The 13049-nt window shown below is 53.6% G+C and carries 13 protein-coding genes and 2 tRNA genes; 10 read left to right on the forward strand and 5 right to left on the reverse strand.

Features of this window, described 5'->3' with window-relative positions; translation table 11 throughout:
• Positions 1–142 precede the first annotated feature (142 nt).
• Both L384_RS00860 and L384_RS00855 read left to right on the forward strand, forming a co-directional pair.
• Positions 143–502 carry a YfeC-like transcriptional regulator gene (locus tag L384_RS00860; protein WP_003861339.1) on the forward strand — a complete coding sequence of 120 codons (360 nt, stop codon included), beginning with the start codon at positions 143–145 and terminating at the stop codon, positions 500–502.
• A 1-nt stretch (position 503) separates the two neighbouring features.
• A complete protein-coding gene (locus L384_RS00855; protein ID WP_017383469.1) occupies positions 504–890 on the forward strand; it encodes a YfeC-like transcriptional regulator in 387 nt (128 codons plus the stop codon).
• A gap of 52 nt (positions 891–942) precedes the next feature.
• Here the strand turns inward: L384_RS00855 and gltX are convergent, their stop codons facing one another.
• Positions 943–2358 (reverse strand): glutamate--tRNA ligase, encoded by a 1416-nt coding sequence (gene gltX / locus L384_RS00850; RefSeq protein ID WP_023325013.1) that lies wholly within the window; start codon positions 2356–2358, stop codon positions 943–945.
• A 258-nt stretch (positions 2359–2616) separates the two neighbouring features.
• On the opposite strand from gltX, the gene L384_RS00845 reads away from it, so the two are divergent.
• From L384_RS00845 to L384_RS00835, 3 genes are all read left to right on the forward strand, one after another.
• Positions 2617–2692: transfer RNA gene (locus tag L384_RS00845), tRNA-Val, on the forward strand.
• A 4-nt stretch (positions 2693–2696) separates the two neighbouring features.
• Positions 2697–2772 (forward strand) — tRNA-Lys (locus L384_RS00840).
• Positions 2773–2909: 137 nt separating this feature from the next.
• The gene (locus tag L384_RS00835) at positions 2910–3251 is read left to right on the forward strand and encodes a FlxA-like family protein (protein ID WP_023314607.1); all 342 of its coding nucleotides are present in this window, start codon (positions 2910–2912) and stop codon (positions 3249–3251) included.
• Here L384_RS00835 and L384_RS00830 read toward each other — a convergent pair.
• Positions 3242–4183: a LysR family transcriptional regulator gene (locus L384_RS00830; protein WP_023325014.1), complete on the reverse strand. Its 942-nt coding sequence runs from the start codon at positions 4181–4183 to the stop codon at positions 3242–3244. The two genes, L384_RS00835 and L384_RS00830, sit on opposite strands and share 10 nt — an antisense overlap.
• An 89-nt stretch (positions 4184–4272) precedes the next feature.
• Between L384_RS00830 and L384_RS00825 the strand changes: the two genes are divergently transcribed.
• Positions 4273–5268, forward strand: coding sequence for a bile acid:sodium symporter family protein (locus tag L384_RS00825; protein ID WP_003861330.1), 996 nt, complete (start codon positions 4273–4275; stop codon positions 5266–5268).
• Here the strand turns inward: L384_RS00825 and L384_RS00820 are convergent.
• The 3 genes from L384_RS00820 to zipA all read right to left on the reverse strand — a co-directional run bounded on the left by L384_RS00820 (position 5265) and on the right by zipA (position 8560).
• On the reverse strand, positions 5265–5480 hold the full coding sequence (locus L384_RS00820; protein ID WP_003861328.1) for a DUF3820 family protein: 216 nt from the start codon (positions 5478–5480) through the stop codon (positions 5265–5267). The genes L384_RS00825 and L384_RS00820 overlap by 4 nt on opposite strands.
• Before the next feature lies 1 nt (position 5481).
• Positions 5482–7497 (reverse strand): NAD-dependent DNA ligase LigA, encoded by a 2016-nt coding sequence (gene ligA / locus L384_RS00815; RefSeq protein WP_032628337.1) that lies wholly within the window; start codon positions 7495–7497, stop codon positions 5482–5484.
• 67 nt (positions 7498–7564) lie between these two features.
• A complete protein-coding gene (gene zipA / locus L384_RS00810) occupies positions 7565–8560 on the reverse strand; it encodes a cell division protein ZipA (RefSeq protein ID WP_003861325.1) in 996 nt (331 codons plus the stop codon).
• A gap of 229 nt (positions 8561–8789) precedes the next feature.
• Between zipA and cysZ the strand changes: the two genes are divergently transcribed.
• From cysZ to ptsI, 4 genes are all read left to right on the forward strand, one after another.
• Complete coding sequence (gene cysZ / locus L384_RS00805) at positions 8790–9551, forward strand: sulfate transporter CysZ (RefSeq protein ID WP_023325016.1); 762 nt, start codon at positions 8790–8792, stop codon at positions 9549–9551.
• 163 nt (positions 9552–9714) lie between these two features.
• A complete protein-coding gene (gene cysK, locus L384_RS00800) occupies positions 9715–10686 on the forward strand; it encodes a cysteine synthase A (RefSeq protein WP_006811453.1) in 972 nt (323 codons plus the stop codon).
• A 317-nt stretch (positions 10687–11003) separates the two neighbouring features.
• Positions 11004–11261, forward strand: coding sequence for a phosphocarrier protein Hpr (gene ptsH / locus L384_RS00795; protein ID WP_000487600.1), 258 nt, complete (start codon positions 11004–11006; stop codon positions 11259–11261).
• A 45-nt stretch (positions 11262–11306) separates the two neighbouring features.
• A complete protein-coding gene (gene ptsI / locus L384_RS00790; protein ID WP_023314613.1) occupies positions 11307–13034 on the forward strand; it encodes a phosphoenolpyruvate-protein phosphotransferase PtsI in 1728 nt (575 codons plus the stop codon).
• The last annotated feature ends 15 nt before the right edge of the window (positions 13035–13049 follow it).

Raw genomic sequence — 13049 nt, forward strand, 5'->3', positions numbered from 1 at the left:
GCCTTTCAACCGCCGAAAAATCATGCAAATGAATCACTTTGCGAGCCTGCTTGCAGCCAGGAGTTAAGCTTGTCACGTTTTCACGTAAAACGGTGCTATAAAATGAACCACTAATTAACCCCACAGATATTCAGGAAATTGTATGATCAAGGAACGAATGACGCCAGAAGAGTTAGCCCTGCTGACTGGCTATAGCCGACAGACCATCAATAAATGGGTACGCAAAGAGGGTTGGATTACATCGCCAAAGCCAGGCGTTCAGGGTGGCAAGGCGCGTCTGGTACACGTCAATGAAAAAGTGCGCGACTTTATTCGCAGCGCGCGCAGGGCAACAGAGACGCCGGAACTGCCAGATACGTACCACGAGGGCTCGCTTCATGCCCTGCTCCTGACGCTGGCGAATGAAATGACGCCGGAAGAGCAAAAGCAGATGACATCGCTGTTACTGCGGGAAGGGATTACCGGCTTGTTACAACGTTTAGGGATTCGCGACCAACGCTGATATGAAAAGATTACGCAGCAAAATGACCACGGAAGAGCTGGCGGACAGTCTGGGCGTAGCCCGACAAACCGTTAATCGCTGGATACGACAGAAGGGATGGAAAACGGAAGGTATCAACGGTGTAAAAGGCGGTAGAGCGAGGGTGATATGTATTGATGCGCACGTTAAGGAGCACATCATTAGCCTTCCTGCCATTCGTAACCGTCGGGCTGTTTACCATGTGGCGGAAAGCCCTTCCCACTACGGCGTGGCAACCTCATCCAGCCTGCTTCCACAAATTATCGACTCGCTGGAAAACATGACGACTGTCGAACAGGAACGTTTGCACAAGTTGCTCGCTCGTGAAGGGTTGCAGGGTTTTCTCACGCGTCTTGGTATTGCTGAATAACAGGCATAAAAAAACGGCAGGTTACCCTGCCGTTTTTTGTATTACACGAGCATTACTGCTGGCTTTCGCGCTCAGCAATAAAGTCCAGCGCTTTGTTGATACGCGCAACGCTACGTGATTTGCCGATGGCATGAACGGTCACGTCCAGCGCCGGAGACTGGCCTGCCCCCGTCACCGCAACGCGCAGCGGCATACCGACTTTACCCATGCCAATTTCCAGCTCATCAGCGGTAGCCTGAATCGCGTGGTGAACATTTTCCGCAGTCCATTCGGTAATGGCTTCGAGTTTGTCACGCACCACTTCCAGCGGCTGACGCGCAACCGGACGCAGGTGTTTCTTGGCCGCGTCGGCGTCGAACGCGTCAAACTCTTCATAGAAGTAACGGCAGCTTTCAGCAATTTCTTTCAGCGTTTTGCAACGCTCGCCAAGCAGCTTCACCAGATCCGCCAGTTCAGGGCCCGTACGGGTATCGATGTTTGCCTGTTCAATGTGCCATTGCAGATAAGTCGCTACATATTCTGGCTGCATGGTATTGATGTAGTGATGGTTCAGCCACAGCAGTTTGTCAGTGTTGAACGCGCTGGCTGATTTGCTGACCGAGTTCAGAGAGAACAGCTCGATCATCTCTTCGCGGCTGAAGATCTCCTGGTCACCATGAGCCCAGCCCAGACGCACCAGGTAGTTCAGCAGCGCTTCCGGCAGATAGCCGTCATCACGGTACTGCATCACACTCACCGCGCCATGACGTTTGGACAGCTTTTTACCGTCGTCACCGTTGATCATTGATACGTGCGCATATACCGGTACAGGTGCGTTCAGCGCTTTCAGAATGTTGATCTGACGCGGGGTGTTATTGATATGGTCTTCACCACGGATCACGTGAGTGATTTCCATATCCCAGTCGTCCACAACTACGCAGAAGTTATAGGTTGGCGATCCGTCAGTACGACGAATGATGAGGTCATCCAGTTCCTGGTTGCTGAATTCGATCGGACCACGGATCTGGTCATCAAAGATAACAGAGCCATCCTGCGGGTTAGCAAAACGCACTACGCAAGGCTCATCAGCAGCATGCTCGCTGTGGTCATGGCGGCAACGACCGTCATAACGCGGTTTTTCGCCTTTTGCCATTTGCTCTTCGCGCAGCGCATCCAGACGCTCCCTGGAGCAGTAACACTTATAGGCCGTGCCTGCCACCAGCATCTCGTCAATTACGGCGTTATAGCGGTCAAAACGTTTGGTCTGGAAGTATGGGCCTTCGTCCCACGCCAGATTCAGCCAGTTCATCCCATCCATAATGGCTTCAATTGCTTCCGGCGTTGAGCGCTCCAGATCGGTGTCTTCAATACGCAGCACAAACTCACCTTTGTTGTGACGTGCGAAAAGCCAGGAGTAGAGAGCGGTACGTGCACCACCGACATGCAGATAGCCTGTCGGGCTCGGCGCGAAGCGAGTTTTGATTTTCATGAAATGGCCTTACGTTATAAAGATGCCGGTAATCGGCAAATTCCGGGAAGAAAACAATGGGCAATATTCTATCACTGTGGGCCGATTCCTCAATGTCGATCACTTTATCCGGTTCGAGATTGCTGTTTTTGTTTATAAATCATGCGCCACAGTCCGTTTTGCGATCGTTTTGACTAATTTTACGACGAACGAATAAAAACTTTAGAAAATGCGTTGACTCATTTTCAACTCTCCCTATAATGCGACTCCACACAGCGGGGGTGATTAGCTCAGTTGGTAGAGCATCTCCTTTACACGGAGGGGGTCGGCGGTTCGAGCCCGTCATCGCCCACCATTTCGGGTCGTTAGCTCAGTTGGTAGAGCAGTTGACTTTTAATCAATTGGTCGCAGGTTCGAATCCTGCACGACCCACCAATGTAAAAAAGCGCCCTAAAGGCGTTTTTTTGCTATCTGCGATATAGCACATCCCCATTGCAGCCAGACCGCTTGTTTTACTCAAGCTCACGCCTTCTTTGCCGATACCTCTATTTTATGGCGAAAAGGATCTCAATATGACAACTCTTAAGCCCGTTTCTCTGTCGGCGATGGAAATCGGCAGCGTAGATAACAGCTCCGGCGGAAACGACATTGCTTCTCAAATCACCCGTCTGACCAAACAGATAACGAAAGTCACTCAGCAGCTCAAAGAAGTGGCCATGGGTGATGCCACAGCAGAAGAAAAGCAAAAGCAGCAAGAATTACTCGAATCTCAGCTGGCTATGTTGCAGGCACAGCTGGCGCAATTGCAGCGTCAGCAGGCCGAAGAGGCGATGCCAAAGCAGGAAAAAGGTGAGGCAGTCGCGGAAGGCATCAATAAGCCCTCCGCAGAACATAAGATTAATATCTACATCTGATTATTGGTTTCGTTAAAAAGTGGATCGCGTGTGCGGGCCTCCATCAAACGTTCGGCCTGCATACGCACCACATCCCAGCAGGCATGCGCCGCGCCGGAAAGAGACCTGTTTTTACGGCGTACCAGCATCAGCTGGCGTTCGACACAGGGTACGAAACGCTTCACGGTTAAACGACTCCCCTGCGGCAGTGGCAGCGCCAGCGCCGGCAGAACGCTGATGCCAATCCCCGCTTCGACCATGGGGAACAGCGTGGCAGGATGCCCGATCTCCTGCACAATGGTTGCCTTAACACCCTGCGCGGTCAGTGCGGCATCTATCAGCGGGCGGCTGCCTGATGCATAATCCTGTAACACCAGGTTTGCCCCCTGCAAGGCCTGCCAGGCCACCTGCGGCAGCGATGCCAGAGGATCATCATCGCGGCAGAGCAATAAAAAGGGCTCCGAGAGTACCACTTCACATTCCAGGTCGCTTACCGCTCCGGGATCAATAACGATGCCAAAATCCACATCCCCCTGACGGATACTCTCAAGTACCCACTGCTGCGGCCTGTCATGCAAAACAAAATCAATATCCGGATAGCGGTGAATACTTTCAGCGATGCACTGGGGAATAAGATGCGCCGAAATCGTCTGGCTCGCCGCCACTCTCACGGTGCCGGAAAGCTGTTGTCCGAGCCGGCCGACATCCCTGAGCGTACTGTTCAGTTCATCCAGCAGCCTCTCCAGACGCATTGCCAGCTGCTGTCCCGCTTCGGTGAGCACCACTTCTCGCGTCGTGCGGTCGAGCAGCTTCACGCCCGTTTGCGTTTCAAGCTCCTTAACGCTATGGCTCACCGCCGACTGGCTGAGGCCAATGATCTCCCCTGCCCGGCTAAAGCTGCGGGCCTGCGCGACGGTGACGAAAACGCGAAGCTGACGTAACGAATAATTCATCTGTTTAATTCATGAATGGATGCAATAAATCAATTTTATTTCTCAAAGGGAAGAAAGCACAATAGCGGCATCTGTTTTCAGGAGTGATTATGAAACTTTTTCGTATCCTTGATCCGTTTACGCTGACCCTGATTGGTGTCGTCTTGCTTGCCTCGTTCTTCCCGGCGCGGGGCAGTTTCGTTCCGGTTATTGAAGGACTGACCACGGCAGCCATTGCCCTGCTGTTCTTTATGCATGGCGCCAAACTCTCCCGGGAAGCCATTATTGCAGGCGGTAGCCACTGGCGACTGCATCTGTGGGTAATGTGCAGCACTTTTATCCTCTTCCCGGTTCTGGGCGTGCTGTTCGCCTGGTGGGCTCCGGTGAATGTCGATCCGGCGCTGTATACCGGTTTCCTTTATCTGTGCATTTTGCCGGCCACCGTGCAGTCTGCAATTGCCTTTACCTCGCTGGCGGGCGGTAACGTCGCGGCGGCGGTTTGTTCTGCTTCCGCTTCCAGCCTGCTCGGGATCTTTGTTTCACCGCTGCTGGTCGGTCTGCTGATGAACATGCACGGGGCGGAAGGCAATCTGGAGCAGGTGGGTAAAATTTGTCTGCAACTGCTGCTGCCGTTTGTGCTCGGACACTTATCCCGTCCCTGGATTGGGGAGTTTGTGGCGAAACATAAAAAATGGATCGGGAAAACGGACCAAAGCTCCATTCTGCTGGTGGTTTACACGGCCTTCAGCGAAGCCGTGGTGAACGGCATCTGGCACAGGGTGGGTGCTGGATCGCTGCTGTTTATTGTGGTGGTAAGCATCGTTCTGCTGGCCATTGTCATCGCGGTTAACGTCTTTGTGGCCCGCAAATGCGGCTTCAACAAGGCCGATGAAATCACCATTGTATTTTGCGGATCGAAAAAGAGCCTCGCCAACGGGATCCCGATGGCCAATATCCTGTTCCCGACGTCCGTCATTGGGATGATGGTGTTGCCGCTGATGATTTTCCATCAGATCCAGCTGATGGTGTGTGCGGTACTGGCGCGGCGTTACAAGGCGCAGACTGAAAAGCTGGCGCAGGAAGAGACCCACGCCGCGAAAGTTTAAGGACGTTTCAGGGGCTGAACCAGCTGGGTCAGCCCCTCTGTTTTGATCAGTAACGTGATAGCCATCAGCTCGCCCAGACGCCCGGCGGGGAACTCATCCTTACGGGCAAACCACAGCAGATACTCTTCCGGTAAATCAATCAGCCTGCGACCCTTATATTTACCGAACGGCATCTCTGTATTGGCGATCTCAACGAGCTGCTCTTTTTCCACGTCACTCTCCTAACAGGCGCATCATTTCCGCTTCGTCGATTACCTCGATGCCAAGCTCCTGCGCTTTTGCCAGCTTCGAACCGGCCGCTTCCCCGGCAATCACCAGGTCGGTTTTCTTTGACACGCTTCCCGCCACTTTTGCCCCCAGCGCCACCAGGCGCGCTTTCGCATCATCGCGCGAGAGCTGGCTCAGGCTGCCGGTCAGCACCACCGTTTTACCGGCAAACGGACTGTCGATCTCTTCGGCATTAACCACTACCGGTGCGGGCCAGTGAATGCCCTGTTCCAGTAATTTACCGATCACTTCACGGTTGCTCTCTTCGGCGAAGAAGTTGAAGACGTGGGTGGCGACCACAATGCCGACATCAGGAACTTTCTGTAGCTCGTCGATGGTGGCTTTCTCCAGCGCGTCCAGCGTGCCGAAATACGCCGCCAGCCCTGCCGCCGTCGCCTCTCCGACTTCACGAATGCCGAGCGCGTAAAGGAAACGGGCAAAGGTGGTGTTTTTGGCCGCCTCGAGCGCGTTAACAATGTTCTGGGCAGATTTCGGTCCCATACGCTCAAGACCGGTCAGCTTACCTGCCGTCAGGGTAAAGAGGTCCGCAGGCGTATGGACGTACTCTTTCTCAACTAACTGGTCGATAATCTTGTCACCCATTCCGTCCACGTCCATCGCCCGGCGGGAGACGAAGTGCTTCAGGGACTCTTTACGCTGCGCGCCGCAGATTAACCCGCCCGTACAGCGCGTTACCGCTTCACCTTCCACGCGCTCAACGTCAGAACCACATACCGGACAGTGGGCTGGAAACTCGATGGCACGGGTGTCGGCAGGACGTTCAGACTCCACAACGTTAACCACCTGTGGGATCACATCACCCGCGCGGCGAATCACCACTTTGTCACCAATTCGCAGCCCCAGACGCGCAATTTCATCGGCGTTATGCAGCGTGGCGTTACTTACCAGCACGCCAGCCACCTGCACAGGCTCCAGACGCGCCACAGGCGTAATGGCCCCCGTACGTCCGACCTGAAACTCCACGTCGCGAACGAAGGTCATCTGCTCTTGCGCCGGAAACTTAAAGGCCACCGCCCAGCGTGGCGCACGGGCCACAAATCCCAACTGTTCCTGCAACGCCAGCGAATTAACCTTGATCACCACGCCGTCAATATCAAACCCGAGCGTGGGACGATCTTCTTCAACCTTGTGATAGAACGCCAGCACCGCCTCCGGAGAGTCGCAGAGCTGCACGCGGTTGCTTACCGGTAATCCCCACTCTTTGAACTGCATTAAACGCCCCAGGTGGGTATCTGGCAGGTCACCGCCTTCCAGGATCCCGACGCCGTAGCAGAAGAAAGTAAGCGGTCGCTTCGCGGTGATACGCGGATCGAGCTGACGCAGCGAACCTGCCGCCGCGTTACGCGGGTTAGCAAACACTTTCCCGCCGGTACGACGCGCTTCTTCGTTGATCTTCTCGAAGCCCGCCTGCGGAAGGAACACTTCCCCGCGCACTTCCAGCCGGGCGGGAATGTTATCGCCACGCAGTTTCAGCGGGATCGCACGAATAGTGCGCACATTGGTGGTGATGTCTTCCCCGGTAGTGCCGTCGCCGCGCGTTGCGGCACGCACCATCACGCCGTTCTCATAAAGAATACTGACGGCCAGACCATCCAGCTTTAGCTCGCAGCACCAGCTCAGATTGTCGACGCTCTTCAGGCGATCCTGCACGCGCTTGTTGAAAGCCAGAAAACTCTCTTCATCAAACACGTTATCCAGCGACAGCATCGGCACTTCGTGGCGCACCTGGCTGAAAGCTCCCAGCGGTTCCGCACCGACGCGCTGCGTTGGAGAATCGGGCGTAATCATTTCGGGGTGCTGCGCTTCCAGCTCGCGCAGTTCACGCATCAGGCGGTCATACTCCGCATCCGGCACTTCCGGTGCGTCCATAACATGATAGAGATATTCATGATGGCGAAGCGTGGTTCGCAGTTCAGTAAGTTGTTGTTCGATTGAGTCCATATCGCACCATCAATGAGAAAAACCCCCGACAGGCGGGGGTTGAGGTGGAGTTAAGTTAACGCGACGATTACGCGTTCGCTTCCTTAACTTCGCGGATGCGGTCCTGATACTCGCGCAGTTTCTGCGGCGTCATCATTCGACGCTGATCGTCGAGCACCACACCGCCCACTTCGTCGGCGATGTGCTGAGCGGACTGTAGCATCAGCTTAAAGTTTTGCAGCTCGTCACCGTAGGACGGCACCTGCATAAAGATCGTAACGCCTGGCGTGACGAAATCACCGGTCATTTCCGGGTCAAACGTGCCTGGATTGACCATATTGGCCAGGCTGAACAGCGCCGGACCGCTGCCGTCAGGACTCAGGTGGCGATGGAAAATATTCATGTCGCCGAACTTGAAGCCTGCCTGTTGGATGCTGTTAAGCAGCACATCACCGTTCAGATGGGTGCCATGATGAGCAGCCACGTTCATAATGATCACCGCTTCTTTACGCTGCGGCTTTTCAACAACCGGTTCTGGCTCTGCAACCGGCTCTGGCTCAGCGCGCGGGGCGGGCTGTGGCGCAGGCGGTTCAGGCTGCGGCTGCGGTTGTTGTACCGGCTGCGGCTGCTGAACAGGCTGTGGCTGATGCACTGGCTGCGCAGGCTGTTGGACAGGTTGCGGCTGTACAGGCTGTGGCGCAACGGGCTGCTGTTGCACAGGCTGGTGCGGCGGATGACGAACAGGTTCTTCCACTGGCGGCGGCGCTGGCTGGCGCGGCTGGGCAGAGGCATACGGTGGTTGATACTGGTGCTGCGGAGCGCGGGGGGCTTCATGCTCTCCATGCGCTGCGCCGGGCGCAGTATTGACCCGATGAACACGAACTTCACCCACGCCGTCGTCGTCAAGACCGTCGATGTCGTCTTCAACGTCATCGTCGTCACGACTGGACTTCATGCGCTTCAGTGGACGATCGCGAAACATAGAGGAACGCTCTTTACGGCTGGTCCAGAAACCATGTACCAGTAAAGCGATTATGGCGATCGCGCCAACAATGATTAATATCAGACGCAAATCCTGCATCATTATATTCTCTGTTGTTCTAACACCTTGCCACCACGGCAAACATTTACTCACTAAGAGTATTTGCCGTTTACGTCAAGTGCAAGTGTATGCAGAGCATTCACAGCATAAAGATGAACTAAATCGTGCTTTTTGCTGGTTTTTCGAACATTTCCGAACTGGTCATTGGCCCGTAACTGGATAATATAGGCGGGCAATTCCACTGGTTGTGTAAAAAGGAGTACAGCCTGGTATGGTTTCAACATCTTCTTCTGCCCCACGCAGCGGGGTCTGGTACTTTTCTCAGGGCTGGAAACTGGTCTCCCTGCCGGGCATTCGACGCTTCGTTATTTTGCCGTTACTGATCAACATTATTCTGATGGGCGGGGCCTTCTGGTGGCTGTTCACCAGACTGGAAAGGTGGATCCCTTCCCTGATGAGCTATGTGCCGTACTGGTTACAGTGGCTAGACTCCCTGCTCTGGCCGATTGCGGTTATCTCCGTGCTGCTGGTTTTCGGCTATTTCTTTTCGACGATAGCAAACTGGATAGCCGCGCCGTTCAACGGTCTGCTGGCCGAACAGCTTGAAGCGCGCCTGACCGGTGCGACGCCACCTGACACGGGCGTATTGGGGATCGTGAAAGATCTCCCCCGCATCATGAAGCGTGAATGGCAGAAGTTCGCCTGGTACCTGCCGCGGGCGATTGTGCTGCTTATCCTTTATTTTGTACCCGGGATTGGACAGACGGTCGCGCCCGTGCTGTGGTTCCTGTTCAGCGCCTGGATGCTCGCTATCCAGTACTGTGATTATCCGTTCGATAACCACAAAGTGCCGTTTAAAGAGATGCGCACTGCCCTGCGCACTCAGAAGGTTGCCAATATGCAGTTTGGCGCGCTGACCAGCCTGTTCACCATGATCCCTTTCCTGAATTTGTTCATCATGCCCGTTGCCGTATGCGGCGCGACGGCGATGTGGGTGGACTGCTACCGTGCTAAGCACGCGTTATGGAAGTAATGCAAAAATGTGTAAAAGAGGGGTGGCTTATGCCGCCCCTTATTCCATACTGATCCCCATTATTTCCTTGCAGCATATAGATATGCGATTTCCTTACTTCCCCATACCTGTTCAACAGGTATGCTGGGTCGGTATCCCAATTTCATACAGTTAAGGACAGGCCATGAGTAAGATTTATGAAGACAACTCGCTGACTATCGGTCATACGCCCCTGGTTCGACTGAACCGTATCGGTAATGGACGCATTCTGGCGAAGGTCGAATCTCGTAACCCAAGCTTCAGCGTTAAATGCCGTATCGGTGCGAATATGATTTGGGATGCTGAAAAGCGTGGCGTGCTGAAACCTGGCGTTGAGCTGGTTGAACCCACCAGCGGCAATACCGGCATCGCTCTGGCCTATGTTGCGGCGGCGCGTGGCTATAAGCTGACGCTGACTATGCCTGAAACCATGAGCATTGAGCGTCGTAAGCTGCTGAAAGCGCTGGGTGCGAACCTGGTCCTGACCGAAGGCGCGAAAGGCATGAAGGGCGCGATTCAGAAGGCCGAAGAAATCGTCGCCAGCGATCCTGCAAAATATCTGCTGCTCCAGCAGTTCAGCAACCCGGCCAACCCGGAAATTCATGAGAAAACCACCGGCCCGGAAATCTGGGAAGATACCGACGGTCAGGTTGATGTGTTTATCTCCGGCGTAGGCACCGGCGGTACGCTGACCGGGGTGTCTCGCTATATTAAAGGCACGAAAGGTAAAAAAGATCTGATTACCGTTGCCGTTGAGCCAACCGACTCGCCGGTTATCGCTCAGGCGCTGGCAGGCGAAGAGATCAAACCAGGTCCGCACAAAATCCAGGGTATCGGGGCTGGCTTTATTCCAGGCAACCTCGATCTGAAGCTGATCGATAAAGTGGTCGCCATCACCAATGAAGAAGCCATCTCTACGGCGCGTCGCCTGATGGACGAGGAAGGCATTCTGGCGGGTATCTCTTCCGGTGCGGCGGTTGCGGCAGCGCTCAAACTGCTGGAAGACGAAACCTTTACCAATAAGAACATTGTGGTTATCCTACCGTCTTCGGGTGAGCGTTACTTAAGCACAGCACTGTTTGCCGATCTCTTCACAGAGAAAGAACTGCAACAGTGATGCCAGCATGTTAAAAACGCGTAAAAAAGCACCTTTTCAGGTGCTTTTTTGTGGCCTGCTTCAAAGTTTTACCCCTCCTGGCATTGCTTCACCCCGTTGGGTCTGGTATTTAAACCAGCAATTATTTTGATGCGCGAAATTAATCGGTGAACGAAATAGCGCTGCTGAATCGATTTTATGATTTGGTTCAAGTCTTGCTTTCACTGCATAATGTTTAATGACGATTGAAACGTCAGCGCTAACTATACAGGCTAAAGTTAAGTCGCCAGGCTAGACTTTAGTTCCACAACACTAAACCTATAAGTTGGGGAAATACAATGTTCCAGCAAGAAGTTACCATTACCGCTCCGAACGGTCTGCACACCCGCCCTGCTGCTCAGTTTGTTAAAGAAGCGAAAGGCTTCACTTCTGAAATCACTGTGACTTCCAACGGCAAAAGCGCTAGCGCAAAAAGCCTGTTCAAGCTGCAAACTCTGGGCCTGACTCAGGGTACCGTTGTTACCATCTCCGCTGAAGGTGAAGACGAGCAGAAAGCAGTTGAGCATCTGGTTAAGCTGATGGCTGAACTCGAGTAAGTTTACCGGGTTCTTTTCAATATCAGTCACAAGTAAGGTAGGGTTATGATTTCAGGCATTTTAGCATCCCCGGGTATCGCTTTCGGCAAAGCATTGCTGCTGAAAGAAGACGAAATCGTCATTGACCGGAAAAAAATTTCTGCCGACAAGGTTGATCAGGAAGTTGAACGTTTTCTGAGCGGTCGTGCCAAGGCATCTGCGCAACTGGAAGCGATTAAAACTAAAGCTGGCGAAACTTTCGGTGAAGAAAAAGAAGCCATCTTCGAAGGGCACATTATGCTGCTCGAAGATGAGGAGCTGGAGCAGGAAATCATAGCCCTGATTAAAGATAAAGGCATGACGGCCGACGCGGCTGCGCATGAAGTTATCGAAGGTCAGGCATCTGCCCTGGAAGAGCTGGACGATGAATACCTGAAAGAGCGTGCGGCTGACGTACGTGACATCGGTAAGCGCCTGCTGCGCAACATCCTGGGTCTGGCCATCATCGATCTGAGCGCGATTCAGGACGAAGTGATCCTGGTTGCCGCTGACCTGACCCCGTCTGAAACCGCACAGCTGAACCTGAACAAGGTGCTGGGTTTCATTACTGACGCAGGTGGACGTACCTCCCACACCTCAATCATGGCGCGTTCTCTGGAGCTGCCAGCCATCGTGGGTACCGGTAGCGTTACCTCTCAGGTTAAAAACGACGACTATCTGATTCTGGATGCCGTAAACAACGTGGTTTACGTCAACCCAACTAACGATGTGATCGAGCAACTGCGCGCCGTTCAGGAGCAGGTTGCTACCGAGAAAGCGGAACTCGCTAAACTGAAAGATCTGCCAGCCATCACGCTGGACGGCCATCAGGTTGAAGTGTGCGCTAACATCGGTACCGTACGTGACGTTGACGGCGCTGAGCGCAACGGCGCGGAAGGTGTGGGTCTGTATCGTACTGAATTCCTGTTCATGGATCGCGACGCTCTGCCAACGGAAGAAGAGCAGTTTGCAGCGTACAAAGCGGTTGCGGAAGCGTGCGGCTCGCAGGCGGTTATCGTCCGTACCATGGACATCGGTGGCGACAAAGAGCTGCCGTACATGAACTTCCCGAAAGAAGAGAACCCGTTCCTGGGCTGGCGTGCCGTGCGTATCGCCATGGATCGCAAAGAGATCCTGCGTGACCAGGTTCGCGCTATTCTGCGTGCCTCCGCTTTCGGTAAACTGCGCATCATGTTCCCGATGATCATCTCTGTTGAAGAAGTGCGTGCACTGAAGAAAGAGATCGAAATCTACAAACAGGAACTGCGCGACGAAGGTAAAGCATTTGACGAATCCATTGAGATCGGCGTGATGGTGGAAACACCGGCAGCCGCGACCATTGCGCGTCATTTAGCCAAAGAAGTTGATTTCTTTAGTATCGGTACCAATGATTTAACGCAGTACACCCTGGCAGTTGACCGTGGTAATGATATGATTTCACATCTCTACCAGCCAATGTCACCGTCCGTACTGAATTTGATCAAGCAAGTTATTGATGCTTCTCATGCAGAAGGTAAATGGACTGGCATGTGTGGTGAGCTTGCAGGCGACGAACGTGCTACACTTCTGTTGCTGGGTATGGGTCTGGACGAATTCTCTATGAGCGCCATTTCCATCCCGCGCATTAAGAAGATTATCCGTAACACGAACTTCGAAGATGCGAAGGTGTTAGCAGAGCAGGCTCTTGCTCAACCGACAACGGACGAGTTAATGACGCTGGTTAACAAGTTCATTGAAGAAAAAACAATCTGCTAATCCACGAGATGCGGC

It is taken from the genome of Enterobacter sp. MGH 38 (genome assembly GCF_000492855.1).
Taxonomy (GTDB): domain Bacteria; phylum Pseudomonadota; class Gammaproteobacteria; order Enterobacterales; family Enterobacteriaceae; genus Enterobacter; species Enterobacter hormaechei_C.